The sequence below is a fragment of the Micromonospora aurantiaca ATCC 27029 genome, from assembly GCF_000145235.1.
In the GTDB taxonomy this organism is placed as follows: domain Bacteria; phylum Actinomycetota; class Actinomycetes; order Mycobacteriales; family Micromonosporaceae; genus Micromonospora; species Micromonospora aurantiaca.
This window is the reverse complement of sequence record NC_014391.1, coordinates 6,355,725-6,375,044: the sequence shown is the minus strand read 5'-3', so window position 1 is coordinate 6,375,044 and position 19,320 is coordinate 6,355,725. Positions and strand designations below refer to the sequence as shown.

General features: G+C 73.4%; 23 protein-coding genes. 13 read left to right on the top strand and 10 right to left on the bottom strand.

The genetic code is table 11. The features are described 5' to 3' along the window. Positions 1 to 15 precede the first annotated feature (15 nt). Positions 16 to 873 carry an aminotransferase class IV gene (locus tag MICAU_RS28480; protein ID WP_041799126.1) on the bottom strand — a complete coding sequence of 286 codons (858 nt, stop codon included), beginning with the start codon at positions 871 to 873 and terminating at the stop codon, positions 16 to 18. Positions 874 to 965: 92 nt separating this feature from the next. Between MICAU_RS28480 and MICAU_RS28475 the strand changes: the two genes are divergently transcribed. The 4 genes from MICAU_RS28475 to MICAU_RS28460 all read left to right on the top strand — a co-directional run bounded on the left by MICAU_RS28475 (position 966) and on the right by MICAU_RS28460 (position 4,488). Further along, positions 966 to 1,373: a Fur family transcriptional regulator gene (locus MICAU_RS28475; protein ID WP_082171454.1), complete on the top strand. Its 408-nt coding sequence runs from the start codon at positions 966 to 968 to the stop codon at positions 1,371 to 1,373. Beyond that, positions 1,370 to 2,479: a CAF17-like 4Fe-4S cluster assembly/insertion protein YgfZ gene (gene ygfZ, locus MICAU_RS28470; RefSeq protein WP_013288809.1), complete on the top strand. Its 1,110-nt coding sequence runs from the start codon at positions 1,370 to 1,372 to the stop codon at positions 2,477 to 2,479. The genes MICAU_RS28475 and ygfZ overlap by 4 nt, the downstream gene beginning before the upstream one ends. 112 nt (positions 2,480 to 2,591) lie before the next feature. After that, positions 2,592 to 3,434 carry a beta-keto acid cleavage family enzyme gene (locus MICAU_RS28465; protein WP_013288808.1) on the top strand — a complete coding sequence of 281 codons (843 nt, stop codon included), beginning with the start codon at positions 2,592 to 2,594 and terminating at the stop codon, positions 3,432 to 3,434. A 94-nt stretch (positions 3,435 to 3,528) separates the two neighbouring features. After that, positions 3,529 to 4,488 (top strand): asparaginase, encoded by a 960-nt coding sequence (locus MICAU_RS28460; protein WP_013288807.1) that lies wholly within the window; start codon positions 3,529 to 3,531, stop codon positions 4,486 to 4,488. Between the two features lie 121 nt (positions 4,489 to 4,609). On the opposite strand, the gene MICAU_RS28455 is transcribed toward MICAU_RS28460, so the two are convergent. After that, entirely contained in the window at positions 4,610 to 5,407 is a 798-nt protein-coding gene (locus MICAU_RS28455; protein WP_225319748.1) for an alpha/beta fold hydrolase, read from the bottom strand. Positions 5,408 to 5,520: 113 nt separating this feature from the next. Between MICAU_RS28455 and MICAU_RS28450 the strand changes: the two genes are divergently transcribed. The 5 genes from MICAU_RS28450 to MICAU_RS28430 all read left to right on the top strand — a co-directional run bounded on the left by MICAU_RS28450 (position 5,521) and on the right by MICAU_RS28430 (position 8,966). Beyond that, a complete protein-coding gene (locus tag MICAU_RS28450) occupies positions 5,521 to 6,171 on the top strand; it encodes a helix-turn-helix domain-containing protein (protein WP_013288805.1) in 651 nt (216 codons plus the stop codon). Continuing rightward, positions 6,168 to 6,947, top strand: coding sequence for a hypothetical protein (locus MICAU_RS28445; RefSeq protein WP_013288804.1), 780 nt, complete (start codon positions 6,168 to 6,170; stop codon positions 6,945 to 6,947). The genes MICAU_RS28450 and MICAU_RS28445 overlap by 4 nt, the downstream gene beginning before the upstream one ends. 71 nt (positions 6,948 to 7,018) lie before the next feature. After that, a complete protein-coding gene (locus MICAU_RS28440) occupies positions 7,019 to 7,333 on the top strand; it encodes a DUF2516 family protein (protein WP_013288803.1) in 315 nt (104 codons plus the stop codon). Continuing rightward, the gene (locus tag MICAU_RS28435; protein ID WP_013288802.1) at positions 7,330 to 8,217 is read left to right on the top strand and encodes an alpha/beta fold hydrolase; all 888 of its coding nucleotides are present in this window, start codon (positions 7,330 to 7,332) and stop codon (positions 8,215 to 8,217) included. Before MICAU_RS28440 ends, MICAU_RS28435 begins: the two co-directional genes overlap by 4 nt. An 11-nt stretch (positions 8,218 to 8,228) precedes the next feature. Next, on the top strand, positions 8,229 to 8,966 hold the full coding sequence (locus MICAU_RS28430) for an alanyl-tRNA editing protein (protein ID WP_013288801.1): 738 nt from the start codon (positions 8,229 to 8,231) through the stop codon (positions 8,964 to 8,966). 1 nt (position 8,967) lies between these two features. On the opposite strand, the gene MICAU_RS28425 is transcribed toward MICAU_RS28430, so the two are convergent. Next, complete coding sequence (locus MICAU_RS28425) at positions 8,968 to 9,567, bottom strand: CGNR zinc finger domain-containing protein (RefSeq protein ID WP_013288800.1); 600 nt, start codon at positions 9,565 to 9,567, stop codon at positions 8,968 to 8,970. 43 nt (positions 9,568 to 9,610) lie between these two features. On the opposite strand from MICAU_RS28425, the gene MICAU_RS28420 reads away from it, so the two are divergent. Further along, complete coding sequence (locus tag MICAU_RS28420; RefSeq protein WP_013288799.1) at positions 9,611 to 10,060, top strand: VOC family protein; 450 nt, start codon at positions 9,611 to 9,613, stop codon at positions 10,058 to 10,060. Positions 10,061 to 10,064: 4 nt separating this feature from the next. On the opposite strand, the gene MICAU_RS28415 is transcribed toward MICAU_RS28420, so the two are convergent. Beyond that, positions 10,065 to 10,736: a nucleotidyltransferase domain-containing protein gene (locus tag MICAU_RS28415; protein ID WP_030272171.1), complete on the bottom strand. Its 672-nt coding sequence runs from the start codon at positions 10,734 to 10,736 to the stop codon at positions 10,065 to 10,067. 76 nt (positions 10,737 to 10,812) lie between these two features. Between MICAU_RS28415 and MICAU_RS28410 the strand changes: the two genes are divergently transcribed. Next, on the top strand, positions 10,813 to 11,727 hold the full coding sequence (locus tag MICAU_RS28410; protein WP_013288797.1) for an SDR family oxidoreductase: 915 nt from the start codon (positions 10,813 to 10,815) through the stop codon (positions 11,725 to 11,727). On the opposite strand, the gene MICAU_RS28405 is transcribed toward MICAU_RS28410, so the two are convergent. Continuing rightward, a complete protein-coding gene (locus MICAU_RS28405) occupies positions 11,718 to 12,710 on the bottom strand; it encodes a helix-turn-helix transcriptional regulator (protein ID WP_013288796.1) in 993 nt (330 codons plus the stop codon). The genes MICAU_RS28410 and MICAU_RS28405 overlap by 10 nt on opposite strands. Before the next feature lie 40 nt (positions 12,711 to 12,750). Between MICAU_RS28405 and MICAU_RS28400 the strand changes: the two genes are divergently transcribed. Together MICAU_RS28400 and MICAU_RS28395 are read left to right on the top strand one after the other, a co-directional pair. Further along, a complete protein-coding gene (locus tag MICAU_RS28400; protein WP_013288795.1) occupies positions 12,751 to 13,542 on the top strand; it encodes an EI24 domain-containing protein in 792 nt (263 codons plus the stop codon). 1 nt (position 13,543) lies between these two features. Next, positions 13,544 to 14,062, top strand: coding sequence for an O-acetyl-ADP-ribose deacetylase (locus MICAU_RS28395; protein WP_013288794.1), 519 nt, complete (start codon positions 13,544 to 13,546; stop codon positions 14,060 to 14,062). On the opposite strand, the gene MICAU_RS28390 is transcribed toward MICAU_RS28395, so the two are convergent. The 5 genes from MICAU_RS28390 to MICAU_RS28370 form a co-directional block, all read right to left on the bottom strand. Continuing rightward, positions 14,055 to 14,960: a GNAT family N-acetyltransferase gene (locus tag MICAU_RS28390; RefSeq protein WP_013288793.1), complete on the bottom strand. Its 906-nt coding sequence runs from the start codon at positions 14,958 to 14,960 to the stop codon at positions 14,055 to 14,057. The genes MICAU_RS28395 and MICAU_RS28390 overlap by 8 nt on opposite strands. A 123-nt stretch (positions 14,961 to 15,083) precedes the next feature. Beyond that, positions 15,084 to 16,091 (bottom strand): LacI family DNA-binding transcriptional regulator, encoded by a 1,008-nt coding sequence (locus tag MICAU_RS28385; RefSeq protein ID WP_013288792.1) that lies wholly within the window; start codon positions 16,089 to 16,091, stop codon positions 15,084 to 15,086. Positions 16,092 to 16,110: 19 nt separating this feature from the next. Next, positions 16,111 to 17,478, bottom strand: coding sequence for a GH1 family beta-glucosidase (locus MICAU_RS28380; RefSeq protein ID WP_013288791.1), 1,368 nt, complete (start codon positions 17,476 to 17,478; stop codon positions 16,111 to 16,113). Continuing rightward, positions 17,475 to 18,308 carry a carbohydrate ABC transporter permease gene (locus tag MICAU_RS28375; protein WP_013288790.1) on the bottom strand — a complete coding sequence of 278 codons (834 nt, stop codon included), beginning with the start codon at positions 18,306 to 18,308 and terminating at the stop codon, positions 17,475 to 17,477. Before MICAU_RS28375 ends, MICAU_RS28380 begins: the two co-directional genes overlap by 4 nt. Further along, positions 18,305 to 19,294 carry a carbohydrate ABC transporter permease gene (locus tag MICAU_RS28370; protein ID WP_013288789.1) on the bottom strand — a complete coding sequence of 330 codons (990 nt, stop codon included), beginning with the start codon at positions 19,292 to 19,294 and terminating at the stop codon, positions 18,305 to 18,307. Before MICAU_RS28370 ends, MICAU_RS28375 begins: the two co-directional genes overlap by 4 nt. Positions 19,295 to 19,320 lie beyond the last annotated feature (26 nt).

Sequence of the window (19,320 nt, the reverse complement as noted above, 5' to 3'; positions counted from 1 at the left end):
CCGCCAACTTCATGATCAACGGGGTGGGGGTGGGGGGAAGTCCAGGAGGGTCTGGATGCGGGGGGTCAGGGGAGAACTCGGGCGGGGGATTCCGTTCAAGGCCGTGACCTCTGCCGGGCCGCGCAGCGAGCTGGTCAGCCAGATCGCCTCGGCCTCGTGCAGGTCGGCCACGGTGGGCAGGTGCTCGTCTGCGGTCAGGCCCAGCTCTCCGGCGCGTTCCAGCAGATGGCCGGCGGTCACGCCGGGCAGGATTCCGGTCGGTGCCGCCGGCACCGTGAGGAGACGGCCGCCACTCAGCCACACCACGTTCGCGGTGGGCCCCTCCAACACGTAGCCGTCGGTCGAGACCCAGAGCACGTCGTCCACGCCCGTCCGCTGCGCCCACCGCCGGGCGGCGGTGCTGAGCGCGTACGAGGTGGACTTCACGCCGCTCGGCAGCCACCCCAGTTCCGGGCGGGACCGGGCGGCCACCCCGAGCGGCAGCGTGGCCACAGTCACCCCGTCCCGCCGGGCCAGTCGGGCGGACGCAGGCACCTCTCCGAGCGTCGCGTACACCGTGGGCGGCCCACCGCCCTCCGGTCCCCGCGTGCAGACCAGCCGCAACGCGCCCTCGGTCCGGGCGGGCCAGCCGGCGCACACCGCGTCCAGCAGCTCGACGAGCGCGGCATCAGGGGGCAGCGGCAGGTCGATCGCCGCCGCACCGGCCCGCAGCCGGGCCAGGTGGGCGTCGCGCAGCCAGGGGCGGCCGTCGCGCAGGTGCAGCGTCTCGAACAGGCCGTCGCCGTGCAGGACGCCCCGGTCGTCGCCGCGCAGCACCGGCTCACCCGCCGGTACGAGCCCCCGGCCGAGCACCGCCACCCGTGTCGTACCCACTGGCGCAGCGTAGTGGCGTACCCCCGGCGGTGGACCGGCCGGCGCGGCGGCCGAACTATGATCGAAGGGTGTCCGAATCCTCCCTCGCGGAAATGCTCCGCTCGCGCGGGCTGCGGCTGACGGCGCAGCGGCAGCTGGTGCTCCAGGCCGTCCTGGATCTGGGGCACGCCACCCCGGAGCAGGTGCACACAGCGGTCCGCGAGGTCGCGGCCGGAGTCAACATCACCACCATCTACCGCACGCTGGAGCTGCTGGAACGGCTCGGCCTGGTGACGCACACGCACCTGTCGCACGGTTCGCCGACCTACCACGCGGCGGGTGAGCACCAGCACGTGCACCTGGTGTGCCGGGAGTGCGGGGCGATCGACGAGATCTCCCCGGAGATGCTCCGCCCGCTCGCCGACCAGCTGGACGAGCAGCGCGGGTTCAAGGTCGACATCGGGCATGTCGCGCTCTTCGGGGTCTGCGGCCGCTGCGCACAGAACGGGGAACGCACATGATCGACATCGCGGGCGCGGTGACCACCGACGCCATCGACGACCAGACCCGGGACCAGCCGGAACCGGCCCACCGGGCGGCGGGTGTCGGCCCGGTGGCCGCCCACTACGGCGACCCGATGCGCGAGCAGCGGCTCCTGGCCACCGGCGTGGGCCTGGTCGACCGCTCGCACCGGGGCGTGGTCGCGGTGCCCGGCGAGGAGCGGATCGGCTGGCTGCACACGCTCACCAGCCAGCACCTGGCCGCGCTGGCGCCGTGGCAGGGCACCGAGCTGCTGGTGCTCTCCCCGCACGGGCACGTCGAGCAGCACGCGATGGTCGCCGACGACGGCGAGACCACCTGGCTCGACACCGAGCCGGGGATGACCGAGGGCCTCCTGTCATACCTGGAGAAGATGCGGTTCTTCAGCAAGGTCGACCCGCGCGACGCCACCGCCGACCACGCGCTGCTGTCGCTCGTCGGGCCGGAGGCGCCCGGCGCGCTCGACACGCTCGGCGTCACCGGGCTGGCCGCTCCCGACGTGGCAGCGGTGCCGGGTCCGAAGTTCCGTTCCGGCGAGCTGCCCGCGCGGCCGTCAGCGGTGTACGACGTCAAGCCGCTGCCGGTCGGCGGCTGGGCCCGGCGGGTGGCGCTCGGCGTCGACCTGCTCGTGCCACGGGCGGCCATGGACGAAATGGTGGCGGAGCTGCGCGGCGCCGGGGTGCCGGTGGCCGGGCTGTGGGCGTACGAGGCGATCCGGGTGGCCGCCAAGCAGGCCCGGGCCGGCGTGGACACCGACCACCGGACGATCCCGGCCGAGGTGGACCTGATCGCTCCGGCCGTGCACCTGGACAAGGGCTGCTACCGGGGGCAGGAGACGGTCGCCCGGGTGCACAACCTGGGCAAGCCGCCCCGCCGGCTCGTCCTGCTGCACCTGGACGGCGTGGCGAGCGACCAGCCGCCCGTCGCCGGTACGCCGGTGACGCTCGACGGCCGGACCGTCGGCTTCGTGGGCACCGCCGTGCAGCACTACGAGTTGGGTCAGGTGGCGCTCGCCGTGCTGAAGCGCAACACGCCCGACGACGCCCGACTGCTCGTGGGCGAGAGCGCCGCCGCCATCGACGTGTAAGGAAGGGCCCCCTATTAACGCCTCCGGTAGAGGAAGGGTCCCTTCTTAACGCCGCCTGAACCGGAAATCCTCCGGTCGACCCGGCGCCGGGCACCGGTCTAGGATCCGGGGCATGACGACAGGGACGTTGATCACGGTTGCCCCCACCGGCGCGGAGTCGGCGAAGGCGGAGGTGCCGGCGCTACCGGTGACGCTCGACGAGCTGCTGCTGACGGCCAAGGAGTGCGAGGCGCTCGGCGCCGCCGTGATCCACGTCCACATCCGTGACGACGACGCGCGGCCCACGCTCGACCAGGGGCGGCTGCGCGACACGGTGGCGGCGCTGCGGGAGAGCACCGACCTGATCGTGCAGCTCTCCTCCGGCGGCGCGGTGACCGACCCGGAGTCGGCCCGGCTGGCGGTGCTCGACGCCGCACCCGACATGGCCTCCTGCACCATGGGCACCGTCAACTTCGGCGACGACGTGTTCCTCAACCGGTGGGAGTTCATCGTCGACCTGCACACCCGGATGCAGGAGCGGGGCGTCGTCCCCGAGTACGAGATCTTCGACCTGGGCCACCTCACCGCCCTGCAGCGGCTGCTCGGCAAGTACGGCCTGCCGCACGGCGGGCACGTGCACGTCGACTTCGTGATGGGAGTGCCGGGTGGCATGCCCGGCACCACGGCGACCCTTGTCGCGGCCCAGCAGATGGTGCGCGACCTGCCCGAGGGCACCACGTTCGCGGCCACCGGCATCGGGCGCAGCACCATCCCGGTGATGCTGGCCTCGCTGTCGGCCGGTGGTCACCTGCGGGTCGGCATGGAGGACACGGTCACGTACGCCAAGGGGCGTCCGGTGGAGTCCAACATGCAGCTCGTCGCGCGGGCGGTCGGCTTCGCCCAGCTCGCCCAGCGGCCCCCGCTGACCACCGCCGAGGCCCGTACGCTGCTCGGCGTCCCGGCTACCGTCCGGTAAGCGGCGCACCCCGCTCCGACCCCGTACCGCCCCGGTCGACGTCGCAGGTCACCCCGCCGCCGACCGGGTCCGTCCCCTCGGTACGGTCCATACCGTGGGAAAAACGTACGAGGGCGGCGTGCCGCTCGCCGAGGTGGTCCGGTCCGGCTTCGTGGAGGGAGTCCACCGGGGTTCCGTGGTGGTGCTCGACGCCGCCGGTGAGCCGGTCGCCGGGGCCGGTGACGTCACCTCGCCGATCTTCCCCCGCTCGTCGAGCAAGCCGATGCAGGCGATCGGCATGCTCCGGGCCGGCCTGCCGCTCACCGACCCGGCCGACATCGCGCTCGTCGCGGCCAGCCACGCGGGCGAGGAGTTCCACGTCGAGCGGGTGACAGCGCTGCTGCGCGACGCCGGCCTGACCGAGGACGCGTTGCACTGCCCGCCGGACCTGCCGTTCGGCGAGGCCGCCCGGGAGGCGGTGCTGCGGGCCGGCGGCGGCCCGGCCCGGGTGCTGATGAACTGTTCCGGCAAGCACGCCGGCATGGTGCGCACCTGCCTGGCCGCGGGCTGGCCGCTGGACGGCTACTGGCGGCCCGAGCACCCGCTCCAGCAGTGCCTGACCGCCACGATCGAGGAGTTCACCGGCGAGCGGGCGGCGGCGGTCGGGGTGGACGGCTGCGGCGCACCGGTGCTGGCCGTCTCGCTGACCGGGCTGGCGCGGGCGTTCCTGCGGCTGGTCGAGGCCGAGCCGGGCACCGTCGAGCGGACGGTGGCGGACGCGATGCGGGCGTACCCGGAACTTGTCGGCGGCACCCAGGCGGAGGACACGCGGCTGATGCGCGGCGTACCCGGCCTGCTCGCCAAGATCGGCGCGGAGGGTGTGATCGCGGCGGCGATCCCGGAGGTCGGCGCCGTCGCTCTGAAGATCGACGACGGCGCCGCGAGGGCCCGCACACCCGTCCTGGTGTCGGCCCTGGCACGCCTGGACGTGCGCGCCCCCATCCTCACCGAGTACGCCGAACCGCCCCTGCTGGGCGGCGGCCTCCCGGTAGGAGCCATCCGCCCCACCTGGTAACCCTTCCCCGCCCTCTACCCCCGGCGATCTTGCACTTGCTGCCCCGGCGAAATGCGCATTCCAGGCGTGCCGAGGGCTGCAAGTGCAAGATCAACGCGGCGAAGGGAGGGAGTCGGGGTGGTCAGGGGAGGAACGGCAGGAGGGTGGCGTTGGTCTCGGTGGGGCGCTCCAGGGGGAGCAGGTGGGCCGCGTTCGTCACGTCCGGCATGCGCACGCCGTGGGGGGCCTCGTCGGCGATGCGGTCGGCCAGGCGGCGGATGTCGGCCAGGTCGTCCGCGCCGGTGCCGACCAGTACCGGTACGCGCAGCTCGCCCAGCCGGTCGATCGCCGGCGGGTCCAGCTCGCCCACCTCGATCGCGCTCAGCGCCTGCTCGGCGGCGAGTGCCCGGCGGTCCATCTCCTCGGCGAACCGGATCAGCTCCGGGTCGACGTCCTCCGGGCGGCGGGTCGGGCCGACCACCCAGAAACGCACCTCGCCGGCGGCGGTGGCGGCGAAGTCCTCCGGGTCCACGTCGCCGACCAGCTCCTCCCAGAGCTGCTCGGTCTCCTCGGACCACTCGTTGCCGGAGACCGGAGCGCCGAAGAGCGCCAGCGCCGAGACCCGCTCCGGGTGGGCGAGCGCGGTGTCCACCGCGACCCGGCCGCCGAACGAGCAGCCGACGAGCGCGGCCCGCTCGACGCCCAGCGCGTCGAGCAGCCCGACCACGTCGTCGTGGTGGGCGAACGGCGTGGTCGGCAGCTCCGACTCGCCGTAGCCGCGCAGGTCCAGCGCGATCACCCGGTGGCGCTGCGCGAGCGCCGGGACCTGCCCGCGCCACATCCGCCGGTCGGCGATGCCGGCGTGCAGCAGCACCACGGCGGTTCCGGTGCCGCTCTCGTCGTACGCGAGCTGGGCGCCGTTGATATCGATCTTGGTCACGGGGGAGAACGGTACGGACCGGACATGGCCTCCGCAACCCACCTTCGGTGACCCTGCTAACTCTGGCTAGCGTTTTGCTTGCAGGAGTTAGCGGGCCGAGCTAGCGTTGAGTCATGGCCACCAGCAAGGACCTTCCCGATGTCGGCGGGTTCATTCGCGACCTGCGGCGCAACGCGAAGATCTCACTGCGCCAGCTCGCCGAGCAGGCGGGCGTCAGCAATCCCTACCTGAGCCAGATCGAGCGTGGGCTGCGCAAGCCGAGTGCCGAGGTGCTCCAGCAGCTCGCCAGCGCACTTCGTGTCTCCACCCCGGCGATGTACCTGCGTGCCGGGCTGCTGGACGACAAGGAGGGCCAGGGCGTGCTCGCGGCGATCGCCGTCGACCCCGAGCTGACCATGGCCCAGAAGCAGTCGCTCACCCAGATCTACGAGACGTTCCGGCGCGAGAACGCCCGCCTGGCCGAGGCGACCGAGGCGGCCACGACGGCGGAGGCGGCCGAGAAGGCCGCCACGACGGAAACGGTCGCGACCGAGCCGGCCTCCGCGCCGGAGGCCCCGGCGACGGTGGCCGCGGCCGCGACCGGTCCGGTCACGCCGGAGGGCACGCCGACCGAGGCGGTCCTCGAATCGGTAGCCGTCACCGAAGCGGGTGCCGCGCCCGCCCCGACCACCGCGCCCGCCCCGACCACCGCCGCCCCGCAGGACACGACCGCCCGCCGGGCGGCCCGGAAGGCCGCCGGTGCGGCCGAAGAGGAGCAGTCATGACCACCCAGCCGAAGACCAACCGCATCCCCGCACCCCTCTACGCCGCCGCCGGCGCCGGTGAGCTGGCCCTGGAGCAGCTCCGCAAGCTGCCGACGGTGGTCAGCGGCCTCGGCACCCGGGTCGTCGCCGACCTCGGCGGCAAGGCCGTCGTCACCGGCTTCGAGCTGCGCCAGAAGGCCACCGAGACGCTGAAGACCGCCAACCAGACCGCCACCGGGCTGCGCGAGCGCGCCGTCGCCACCGACCTCGACCAGCTCCGCGAGGCCGCCAACCTGGAGAAGCTGCGCGAGGCGGCGAACCTGGAGAAGCTGCGCGAGGCCGCCAACCTGGACAAGCTCCGCGAGGCCGCCACCCGCAACGCCGCCGTCGTGGTGGCCGGGGCGCACGCCGCGCAGGAGCGCGCGCTGGCCGCGTACGCCGAGCTGGTCGCCCGGGGTGAGCGCGTCGTCGGCGCCGGCGTGCTGGAGGCCGCCGACACGGTGAACGCCGACATCGAGGCCACCGAGGCCACCGGCACCGAAGTGACCCCGAAGGCCGAGATCACCCCGAAGCCGGAGACCGCGCCGAAGGCCGCCGCGACGACCGAGGTGCCCAGCCCGGCCGAGGTGGCCGAGGCGGTGGCCGCCAAGCCGGCCGCGGTGAAGCGCACCCGCGCCACCAAGGCGACCGCGACCAAGGCCGTCGCCAAGACGACCGCCACCAAGGCGACCAAGCCGGCCACCCCGTCGGCGAAGCTGCCGAAGGCCACGAAGCGGACCCGCCCGGCCGCCGAGTGACCTGATGCTCCACCGGACCCCGGACAACGTCTTGTCGGACGTTTCCGGGGTCTCGGCATAAGCTTGCCCCCATGGCCATCGCCGCGCCGATCTTCGCGTTCGCAGTCCAAGACGTGATCCAGCTGATCCTGCTCGTCTTCGCCCTGGTCGTACAGGGAGTGGCGCTGGTGCACGCGGTCACCCAGCGCGGCGACGGATTCGCCGCGCTCGGCACGCTGCCCAAGGGCGGCTGGGTCGCCATCCTGGCGGTCTGTCTGCTGCTGACCCTGCTCGGCTTCGGCCCGATCAGCCTGTTCGGACTGATCGGCATCGCCGCGGGTCTCATCTACCTGCTCGACGTGCGGCCCGGCCTGCGGGACCTGCACGACGGCCGAGGGTCCTGGTGAGAGGTTTCCGCTGGCCTCCGCCGCCGGACGGCGGTCCCCGCACCTGGGGGCCCGGCCCCGGCGCGCCCCGGACCGGGCGCCCCGCGCTGCCCGAGCCGGAGACGGAACTGGTCGCCACCCCGCACGGGGTGAGCCTGGAACGGCTGGTCACCGGCACCGGTGACCCGGTCACCGTGTTCGCGCACGGGCTGGGCAGCGGCATCGCCACCACCCGCCCGTTCGGCAGCGGCGTCACCGGGCGGCGCATCTTCTTCCAGTTCCGCGGGCACGGCCGCTCCGACTCGCCGCCCGGGCCGTGGAGCTACCTGGACCTCGCCCGTGACCTGCGGGCCGTCGCCGACCTGGGCGGCGCGACCCGGGCGTTCGGCGCCAGCCTCGGCGCGGGCGCGCTCTGCCGGCTGCTCGCCGAGAGCCCGGAACGCTTCGAGAGACTCGTCTTCTTCCTGCCCGCCGTGCTGGACACGCCGCGCGGCGAGGTGGCACGCGCCCGGCTCACCGGCCTGCTCGACGCGGTGGCCGAGGGCGACGCCTCGGCACTGGCCGACGCGGTGTCGCTGGAACTGCCGCCGTCGGTGCGCAACACCCCGGCCGGCTGGGCGTACCTGCGGCAACGGCTCGACCAGCTGCTGCGCGACGGGCTCGCGCCGGGGCTGGCCGACCTGCCCGCCCAGGCCCCGCTCGACGACGCCGGGTCGCTCGCCGCGGTCACCGCGCCGGCGCTGGTCATCGCCGCCGCCGAGGACGACCTGCACCCGGTCGCCGTCGCCGAACGGCTCGCCGCCGCGCTCCCCAACGCCACACTGCACGTGTACGACCGGCCCGGCGTGCTCTGGACCGAGCGCGCCGACCTGCGGGAGCGCGTCTCGGAGTTCCTGAACGGGTAACGTCGCCGTCCATGGGCGTCACACACCACGGCCGTACGCACCGGCTCGACCTCGCCGACCCGACTCTGCGGGAGTGGACCTGCCGGGTGCTGGCGGCCGATCCCGAGCAGGGCATCGTGCTGGACCGGTCCGCGTTCTACCCGGGCGGCGGCGGGCAGCCGCCGGATCACGGGGTGCTTCTCTGGCAGGGCGTACAGACCCGGATCGTCGGCACCCGCAAGGGCGACGACCTCTGGCTGATCCCGGCCGAGGGTGACCCGGTGCCGCCGGTCGGCACCGAGGTCGCCGGCGCGGTCGAGGACACGCGCCGGACCATGCTGATGCGTACCCACTCCGGGCTGCACGTGCTCTGCGGCGTGGTGTTCCGCGACTTCGGCGCGCTCGTCACGGGCGGCAACATGGAGCCGGGTGAGGCGCGGATGGACTTCAACCTCCCCGAGGTGCCGCCGGACTTCAAGGCCCGCATCGAGGAGCTGGTGAACGCCGAGGTGGCCGCCGACCGGTCGGTGGCGGTGCGGGTGCTGCCGCGCGCCGAGGCGCTGGCCCTGCCGGACATCATCCGTACCCAGTCGAACCTGATCCCGCCGGAGGAGCAGGAGGTGCGGATCGTCGACATCGTCGGGCTGGACGTGCAGGCCGACGGCGGCACGCACGTGGCCTCCACCGCCCAGATCGGCAAGGTCCAGGTGGTCAAGGTGGAGAGCAAGGGACGGGCCAACCGCCGGGTACGCGTGCGCCTGGCGGACTGAGTCACCCGGGCGCACGCCGGGACCGCAGGGCGCGCGCCTTCTGCCGGTTGCCGCAGCGTTCCATCGCGCACCAGCGGCGCTGCCCCGGCCGGGAGGTGTCCACGAAGACCAGTTGGCAGTCGTGTGCGCCGCACTCCCGGATCCGGGCCGCGTACGGGCCGGTGAGCAGGTCGACCGCGTCCCGGGCGAATGTCGCGACCACTTGCGCGCCGGTCAGCGGCGTACGCCAGGACCGGCTGCCGTCGGGACCGGCCTGCGGGCTCAGCGGCAGCCCGGCCGCCGCGTCGTTCACCACGGCCAGGTCCGCGGCGGGCGGGGTCTCGTCGCGGGTACGCGCCTGCGTCACTCGCCAGAGCGCGTCGCGCAGCCGACGGGCGGCGGCCAGGTCGTCCGCGTCGACGGTGACGGTGGCGGGGTCCAGGCGCAGGCGGGACACGGCCAGCCAGCCCGCGAGGTCGTCCGGCCGGTGCAGCACCTCGTAGCGGGCGAACGCGCCCGGACCGCCGGTGGTCAGCAGCTCCAGGCAGAGCGCGCCCGGGTCGAAGCGGTATCGAGTGCCTTCGGGACTGATCAGGGTGAGTCCGCTTGCGCCGTCCGTCACGTAACCACTATAACTGGTTACACCAGCTGACCACGGAGGACACATGGCCCGGGACTGGAAACTCGTCATCGACTGTGCCGACCCGATCGGGCTGGCCCGCTTCTGGGCCGAGGCGCTCGGCTACCAGGTCGAGGACAACAGCGTGCTGATCGAGCGGCTGGCCGCCGCCGGTGCGGTGCCGCCGGAGGCGTACGTCGAGGTGGACGGCCGCAAGGCGTGGCGCGAGCTGGCGGCGGTACGCCACCCGGACGACCCGGTCGACCCGGCCAGCGGCACCGGGCTGGGCCGACGGTTCCTGTTCCAGGCCGTCCCCGAACCCAAGCGGGTGAAGAACCGCCTCCACGTCGACCTGCACGTCGGGCCGGAGGGGCGGGCGGCCGAGGTGAAGCGGCTGACCGCGCTCGGCGCGACGGTGCTGGCCGAGGTCGCCGACCGGGGCAGCGAGCACACCACGATGGCCGACCCGGAGGGCAACGAGTTCGACGTGCAGTGACCGCTCAGCGCGGCAGGTACGCCGCCCGGACGGCGAGCAGCCACCGTTCCACTGTCTCCTCGTCCGGGCGCTCCGGCAGCGGCGAGCGGACCCGGTCGAACTCCGCCTCGGCGGCCGCCACCAGGGCCTGTGCCTCGCCCAGCGCGCCACCGGCGACCCGTTCGCCGAACGCGCGGAACCACTCCGGGTCGGCGAGGCGGATCTCCAGCACGCCTGTCGCGTACAGCGTCCGGCCCTGGTGCAGCAGCCGGGCCAGGTGCCGGGCGTGCTTCGCCGAGCGCCGCCGCCCGCCGCTGTCCGCCGGGGCGGTGGCGAGCTTGCGGAACTGCTGCGAGGCGTACCCGAGGTAGGCGTCGCGGACGCGCGGCGCGCTCAGGAACGCCGACCGGATCGCGATCAGCTCCTCGCCGAACCCGGTACGGGTCTCGTAGCAGTCCTCGGGCAGCCACATCAGCTCGGTGGCGGTCGGGTTGCCGCTCAGCGCCAGCAGCGCGTACTTCCGCGCCTCGTGCAGCGTGACGTCCGGGTCGGTGGTGACCACCGACTCGCGGGGCGGGCGCAGACCGTGGAACGCGACTGTGGGCGCGGCGAACACGCCGATCCGGTCGGTGTCCGAGCCGGGACCGGCCAGCCCGTACGCGACCGAGCCGACGATCCCGGACAGCAGCAGGTGCATACCGGTGATCATCGCCCATCCGGATCGTCCGGGAAACCGGACTTCCGCTGTCAGGTATCTGTTGCACGGTGGTCCCATGAACTCACCACTGACCGGAACTGTCGCGCTCGTCGCGGGCGCGACCCGGGGCGCCGGGCGGCAGATCGCCGTGCAGCTCGGCGCCGCCGGGGCCACCGTCTACGCCACCGGCCGCACCACCCGCGAGCGCCGCTCCGAGATGGACCGGCCGGAGACCATCGAGGAGACCGCCGAGCTGGTCACCGCCGCCGGGGGCACCGGGATCGCCGTCGCAGTCGACCACCTGGACCCCGAGCAGGTACGCGGCCTGGTCGAGCGGATCGACGCCGAGCAGGGCCGCCTGGACGTGCTCGTGAACGACGTCTGGGGCGCGGACCCGCTGATCACCTGGGAGAAGCCGGTCTGGGAGCAGCCGCTCGACGCCGGGTTCCGCACGCTGCGGCTGGCTGTCGACACGCACATCATCACCAGCCACTTCGCGCTGCCGCTGCTGATCCGCAACCCGGGCGGCCTGGTCGTCGAGGTCGGCGACGGCACCAAGGAGCACAACGACAGCGAGTACCGCCTGTCGGTCTTCTACGACCTGGCGAAGGTGTCGGTGAACCGGCTCGGCTTCAGCCAGGCGCACGAGCTGGCCCTGCACGGCTGCACCGCCGTCGCGCTCACACCCGGCTGGCTGCGCTCGGAGGCGATGCTCGAACACTACGGCGTCACCGAGGCGAACTGGCGCGACGCCGCGACTACCGAACCGCACTTCGTCATGTCGGAGACGCCGGCGTTCGTCGGGCGCGCGGTGGCCGCACTGGCCGCCGACCCGGACCGGGCCCGCTGGAACGGCCGGTCGCTGGACAGCGGCGGCCTGTCCCAGGTGTACGGCTTCACCGACGTCGACGGCAGCCGCCCGCACTGGGCCCGCTACTACGAGGAGGTGGTCAAGCCTGGTAAGCCGGCCGACCCGGACGGCTACCGCTGACCGTCGGGCGGCGGATCGGTGTAGAGCGCCGCCGCGCGGCGGGCCGCCTCGGCGAAGCGCGCCCGCAGCTGCGGCGGCGCCAGCACCTCCACCTCCGGGCCGAGCGCCAGCAACTGGCCGTACGCGACGTCGACCGACTCGACAGGCAGCCGCAGCACCAGCCGCCCCTGCTCGTCCGGCGGCCCGGCCGCGTCCACCGCCTCGGTGTAGACGAACGGCGCGTCCACCAGGTGCCGCAGCGCCCGCAACCCGGCCGGGCCGAGCCGCACCGTCACCCGCTCCCGCAGCAGCTCGCGCAGGAACGCGCCGGCCTGCTCCCGCCAGTACGCCCCGAGGTCGAAGTCCTCGTCCCGGTCGAACCCGTCGGCGCCCACCTCGACCGCCACCACCCGGTCCACCCGGTACGTCCGCCAGCCGTCACCGACCCGGCCGACCAGGTACCAGACCCCGTTCTTCAGCACCAGCCCGTACGGAGCCAGCGTGCGGGCCACCTCCCGGTCCCCGCGCCGGTAGCGCAGCTCCACCATCAGGTCCCGCCAGACCGCCCGGGCCAGCTCGGCGAGGGCCGGCGGCGGCGTGGTCTCCCGGAACCAGCCCGGCACGTCCAGGTGGAACCGCTGCCCGGTACGCGCGGGCGCGTCCCGCAGGCTCGGCGGCAACGCGGCGAGCACCTTCAGCTCGGCGGCGGCCACCGAGTCGGCCAGTCCCATGTCCCCGGCCGGTCCGGGCAGCCCGGCCAGGAACAGCGCCTCGGCCTCGTCCCGGCTCAACCCGGTCAGCCGGGTCCGGTAGCCGCCGAGCAGCCGGTAGCCGCCGGCCCGGCCCCGGTCCGCGTACACCGGGACACCGGCGGCGGAGAGCGCCAGCACGTCCCGGTAGACGGTCCGCTCGGACACCTCCAGCTCGCGGGCCAGCTCGGCGGCGGTCATCGTCTCCCGGGACTGGAGCAGCAGCACAAGCGAGATCAGCCGGGACGCACGCACAGGCCCATTGTGGTGCACCGGCAGATTAGGCTGTGCCGTCGTGAACGCCTCCCGTACGATCGCGCCCGTCACCGGCGCGGCCACCCGCTTCCTCGGCGGCGCCGGGCTGCTGCTGCGCGGCTTCGGCATGTACGTCCGCAGCCCGAAGCTGATGCTGCTCGGCGTGATCCCGGCGCTGATCACCGGCGCGCTCTACGTGGCCCTGTTCGCCACGCTGCTCTACTTCGTCGACGACCTGGCGGGCTGGCTCACCCCGTTCGCCGACGACTGGTCGTCGCCCTGGCGCGGGCTGCTGCGGGTCGCCGCCGGGCTGGCGGTGGTCGGGGTCGCCGGGCTGGTCGGGGTGCTCACGTTCACCGCCGTCACGCTCGTCATCGGCGACCCTTTCTACGAGGCGATCTCCGAGCGGGTCGAGGACCGCCTCGGCGGCGCCCCCGGTGCGGTGGACGTGCCGTTCTGGTCCTCGCTGCGACGCAGCCTCGCCGACTCGCTGCGCCTGGTGGCGCTGTCCGCGCTGATCGGCGTACCCCTGTTCGCGGCCGGTTTCATCCCGGTGGTGGGACAGACGGTGGTCCCGGTGGTCGGCGCCCTGGTGGGTGGCTGGTTCCTGGCGCTGGAGCTGGTGGGCGCGCCGTTCTACCGGCGGGGGATGCGGCTGCCGGACCGGCGGGCGCGGCTGCGGGCCGACCGGCCGACAGCGCTCGGTTTCGGGGTGGCGGTCTTCCTGTGCTTCCTGATCCCGCTCGGCGCGGTGCTCGTCATGCCGGCCGCCGTCGCCGGGGCCGCGCTGCTGGCCCGCCGCTCGCTGGGCCAGGCAGTCGAGGAGAGCTGAGATGGACACCGTCCTGATCGAGGGGGACATCACCGCCCAGCAGGTCGACGCGATAGTCAACGCCGCCAACTCGTCGCTGCTCGGCGGCGGGGGAGTGGACGGCGCGATCCACCGGCGCGGCGGGCCGGCGATCCTGGAGGAGTGCCGGGCGTTGCGCGCCTCCCGCTACGGGCGCGGGCTGCCCACCGGCCAGGCGGTCGCCACCACCGCCGGCAATCTGCCCGCGCGCTGGGTGGTGCACACTGTCGGCCCGGTCTTCTCGCCGCGCGAGGACCGCTCGCCGCTGCTGCGCGACTGCTACGCCAACAGCCTGCGTGTCGCCGACGGGCTGGGCGCGACCCGGATCGCGTTCCCGCTGATCTCCGCCGGGATCTACGGCTGGCCGGTCGAGGACGCGGTGGCACAGGCGCTCAGCGTGCTGCACGCGGCCACCCCGGAGCACGTCGCCGAGGCGCGGCTGGTGCTGTTCGGCGCCGACACGTACGCCACAGCGGTGCGGGTGGCCGCCGGGCTCAGCTGAGTTTGCGCCGGCATGACCACTGGCTGTCCACCGGCCGGTAGCCGAGCCGCTCGTTCACCGCCAGCATCGGCGCGTTCGCCTCGTCGTTCGAGGTGTACGCGGTGCGTACCCCGCGCGCCGCGGCGGCGTGCAGCGCGGCCTGCTTGGCCAGCCGGGCCAGCCCGCGCCCCCGGTACGCGGGCAGCGTGCCGGTGAAGTCCGACCACATCCGGTCGCCGTCCCGCTTCACCAGGCTGAGTGCGACCAGTTCGCCGTCCACCTCGGCGAGCATGCTCGCCTCCCGGTCCAGCCCCGGGTTGTCCCAGCACTCGTGCCGCCACAGGTCGAAGTCGAGCGAGTCCGTCGGCACGTCCCCCGGCTCGTCCCGGGACGACTCGGCATCCACCCGGTGCACCAGGCGGGGGTCGAGCCCGGCGGCGGACACCAGCCGTACGCCCGGCGGCGCCTGCGGCATCGGCGGGGCGGTGCTCAGGTCCAGTGCCGAGTAGCGCAACTCCCGGCTGGGTGTGAAGCCGTGCCGCTGCGCGAACGGCAGCGACTCGGTACGCGCGTGGGTGAGCACCCGGGTGGACCCGAGCGTCCGCAGATGACCGAGCGCGGTGTCGAACAACGCGGTGCCGGTGCCCCGGCGGCGATGCTCCGGGTGCACGTGCAGCGTGGCGATCTCGCCCACGCCGGGCGTCGACGTCTGCGTGTTGCGGTACGCCGACACCCAGCCCACGACCTGCCCGTCCGCCTCGGCGACCCAGGCCGCCCAGTCCTCGCCGGGCGGTGGTTCGGCGATCATGCGGCGGGTCGACTCGACGCCCCGCACCAGGTACGGGTAGACGAGCGCGCGCAACGCCACCACGGCGGGCGCGTCCTCGGCACGGGCGGGACGGATCAGGGCTCCACTCATCCGGCGGACCCTAGCCCCGCCGACGCCCGCGCCGCGACCGGTTAACGCGCGGTGGGCGGTCGCCCGGCGGGCTGTTAAGAAGGGCCCCCTCCTCTACCTGAGGCGTTAAGAGGGGGCCCTTCCTTACGCGGACTCGCGTAGCACCAGCTCGGTCGGCAGCACCAGCGCCTGCTCGACCTCCTCGCCCGCGGCGATGCGCAGCAGTTGCCGGGTCATCGACCGGCCCAGCTCCACTATCGGCTGCCGCACGGTGGTCAGCGGCGGCTCGGTGTAGGCGGCCGTCTCGATGTCGTCGAACCCGATCACCGCCACGTCCTCGGGCACCCGCCGCCCGGCCTCCCGCAGCGTGCGCAGGGCGGCGTGCGCCATCAGGTCGGAGGCGGCGAACACGGCGTCCAGTTCCGGGTCGGCGGCGAGCAGCTCGCGCATCGCGGCGGTGCCGGACTCCCGGGTGAAGTCGCCGTACGCGACCAGCTCCGGCAGCCCGGCCTCGGTGATCGCGGTGCGGTAGCCGATCAGCCGTTCGATCCCGGCGACCATGTCCTGCGGGCCGGCGATGGTGGCGATCCGCCGCCGACCGCTCGCGATCAGGTGCCGGACCGCGGTGCTCACGCCGCCCTCGTGGTCCACGTCCACGTACGGCACGTCGGCGCCGTCGAGCGGCCGGCCGCTGCACACCACCGGGATGCCGAGGCGGGCCAGCCGGCCGGGCAGCGGGTCCTCGCCGTGCAGCGAGGCGAACAGCACCCCGTCGACGTGCCGCCCGGTGGTGTACCGCTCGACCCGTTCGTGCCCGGCCGGCGAACCGGCGAGCATCAGCACGAGCTGCTTGTCCGCCGCCTCCAGCTCCTGTGCCGCGCCCCGGATGATGCCCGGGAACACCTGGTCGTCGGAGAAGACCCGGGTGGCCGCCTCGGGCATCACCAGCGCGACCGAGTCGGTCCGCTGGGTGACCAGGCTGCGGGCGGCGAGGTTCGGGACGTACCCGAGTTCCTCGACCGCCCGGCGTACCGCCTGCCGGATCGGCTCGGCGACTGTGGTCGAGCCGTTCACCACCCGGGAGACGGTGGCCCGGGACACGCCGGCCAGCCGGGCCACCGCCTCCAGGGTCGGTCGCTGTGCCGTCGTCATCCCCGTAACCACCACCTCGTCACAGCCCGTTCCGGGCGATCACCTCCTGGTACCAGCGGGCACTGCGCTTGGGTGTGCGCCGCTGGGTCAGGTAGTCGACGTGGACGATCCCGAACCGCTTCCGGTAACCCTCGGCCCATTCGAAGTTGTCCAGCACCGACCATACGAGATAACCACGCAGGTCCACGCCGCGGGCGATGGCTTCGTGCGCCGCGCGCAGGTGCCCGTCGAGGTAGGCGACCCGGTCGGCGTCGGCCACCCCGCCCTGCTCGTCGAGGTCGGTGTCGGGGAACGCCCCGCCGTTCTCGGTGATCATCAACGGTAGCCCGGGATAGTCGGCCGCGACGCGTTCCAGCAGCCGGGCCAGCCCGGCCGGCTCGATCGACCAGCCCATCTCGGTCAGCGGCCCGGCCGGCGGCAGGAACTCGACCGCCCCGGCGGTGCCCGGGTACGCGGCACCTCCCGTGCCGTCCGCCCGCCCGGCCACGTAGGTGGGCGCGTAGTAGTTCAGGCCGAGCAGGTCCAGCGGCGCGGCGATCAGCTTCTCGTCCCCGTCCCGGACGAAGTCCGGCGCGACGATCCGGCTGACGTGGGCCAGCACGTCCGCCGGGTAGCCGCCGCCGGTGAGCGGGTCCAGGAAGATCCGGTTGTGCAGGCCGTCGACCAGCCGGACCGCCTCGGCGTCAGCGGCGCTGCCCGCGTCCGCCGGTTGCACGTCGGCCAGGTTGAGCGTGATCCCGAGCGTCTCCGCGCCTGCCGCGCGCAGCGCCCGCGCCGCCAGGCCGTGGCCGAGCAGCAGATGGTGTACGGCCCGGAACGCGTCACCGGCGTCGCGGCGCCCCGGCGCGTGCACGCCCGAGCCGTACCCCAGGTAGGCCGAGCACCACGGCTCGTTGAGCGTGGTCCAGGTGCGCACCCGGTCGCCGAGACGGCCGTGCACGGCGAGCGCGTACTCGGCGAAGTGCTCGGCGGTCTCCCGGACGGTCCAGCCGCCCCGGTCCTCCAGCGCCTGCGGCAGGTCCCAGTGGTAGAGCGTGACGATCGGGTCGAGGCCGGCGTCCAGCAGCGCGTCGGTCAGCCGGTCGTAGAAGTCGAGCCCGCGCGGCTCGACCGGGCCGGTGCCGTCCGGCCGCACGCGGGGCCAGGACACCGAGAACCGGTACGCCCGCAGCCCCAGGTCGGCCATCAGCGCGACGTCCTCGGCGTACCGGTGGTAGTGGTCGCAGGCCACGTCGCCGGTGTGGCCCTGAAACACCGCGCCCGGCGTACGGCTGAAGGTGTCCCAGATCGACGGGCCGCGACCGTCCTCGCGTGCGGCGCCCTCGATCTGGTACGCGGCGGTGGCCCCGCCCCAGACGAAGCCCTCCGGGAATCGGACGTTGCTCATGCCTTGACCGCACCTTCCATGATGCCGCCGATGATCTGGCGGCCGAAGACGACGAACACCAGCAGCAGCGGCAGCGTGGCGATCGCCGTGCCGGTGAACACCTGCGACATGTCCTGGTAGTACCCGTCGGAGAGGGCCCGCAGCGACAGCTGCACCGTCGGGTTCTCCGGGTCGTTCAGCACCGCGTACGGCCACAGGAAGTCGTTCCAGGTGGTCATGAACGTGAGCAGGCCGAGGACGGCGGCGGCCGGGCGCAGCGCGGGCAGCACCACGTTCCAGTAGATCCGCGCGGTGTTGCAGCCGTCCATCCGCGCCGCCTCGATCAGCTCGGTGCTGACCGCCTGGCCCGCGTACTGGCGCATCATGAACACGCCGAAGCCGGTCACCAGCGCCGGCACGATCACGGCGGGCAGCCGGTCGTTCCAGTTCAGTTTCGTCATCAGCAGGTAGAGCGGGATCACGCCGAGCTGGGTGGGGACCATCATGGTGGCGACGATGACCAGCAGCAGCGCGTTGCGCCCGCGGAAGCGCAGCTTGGCGAACGCGAACCCGGCCAGCGTGGAGAAGAACACCACCGAGATCGTGACGGTGGTGGCCACGATCGCCGAGTTGATCAGGCCGGTCAGGAAGTACGCGTCGGTGTTGTCGAACAGCCGGGCGATGTTGGCGCCGAGGTTGCCGCCGGGCGTGAGCGGCGGCGGCACCTGCCCCATCGTGTCGCTGGTCCGGCTGGCCACCACGAACATCCAGTAGATCGGAAAGATCGACAGGATGGCCGAGAGCGTCAGCGCCAGGTAGGTGAGCCGGCTTGCCGACCAGAGGCGGGTCATCGGGAGACCTCCTTGCGGGAGCCGCCGCCGAGCCGGCGCAGGAGCAGGACGTTGATCGCCGCGACCACAGCGATGAGCGCGAACAGCAGCCAGGCGACTGCCGAGCCGTAGCCGAAGTTGTAGTGCGGCGCGAAGGCGTTCTCGAACATGTACATGGTCACCGTCTGCGACTCCCGCAGCGGCCCGCCGCGGATCGCGTTGGTGCCGGAGTTGAACATCCGCGGCTCGGTGAAGAGCTGGAGGCCGCCGATGGTGGAGATGATGACCGCGAAGATGATCGTCGGCTTGAGCAGCGGCACCGTGATTGACCAGAACTGCCGGGCCCGGCCGGCGCCGTCGATCGCCGCCGACTCGTACAGGTCGCGGGGGATGGCCTGCATGGCGGCCAGGAAGATCAGCGCGTTGTAGCCGGTCCAGCGCCAGTCGACCATGGTGGAGATGGCGACCCAGGCGGCGAACCGGTTCGCCTTCCAGTCGATCGCGTTGATCCCGACGTGGTCGAGCAGCCAGTTGATCATGCCGAACTCGCGGCCGAACAGCACCGCGAACACGATCGCCACGGCGGCGGTCGACGTGACGTTCGGGATCAGCACCGCCATCCGCCAGGTGGTACGGGCGCGCAGCTGCCGGTTGAGCAGGTTGGCCAGCCAGAGCGCTGCGAGCAGCTGGGGGACCGTGGAGATCACGAAGATGCCCAGCGTGTTGACGACCGAGTGCCAGAAGTCCGAGTCGGCGAGCAGCTGGGTGTAGTTGTCGAAGCCGATGAACGGGTGCTCGGCGCCGAGCAGGTCCCAGTCGTGCAGCGAGACCCAGAACGTGTACGCCAGCGGGTACGCCCCGAAGACGCCGAACAGCAGGAAGAACGGGGCGATGAACAGGTACGGCGAGTACTTGGTGTCGATCCGGCTGAGCCGGTTGCCCAGGCCGGGACGGGTGGGGCGGGGTGCCGGTGCGACCGGCGGGCGGGCGTCGAGCTGGACGGCCATGACCCGGGACTCCTTTCCGCCGTGCG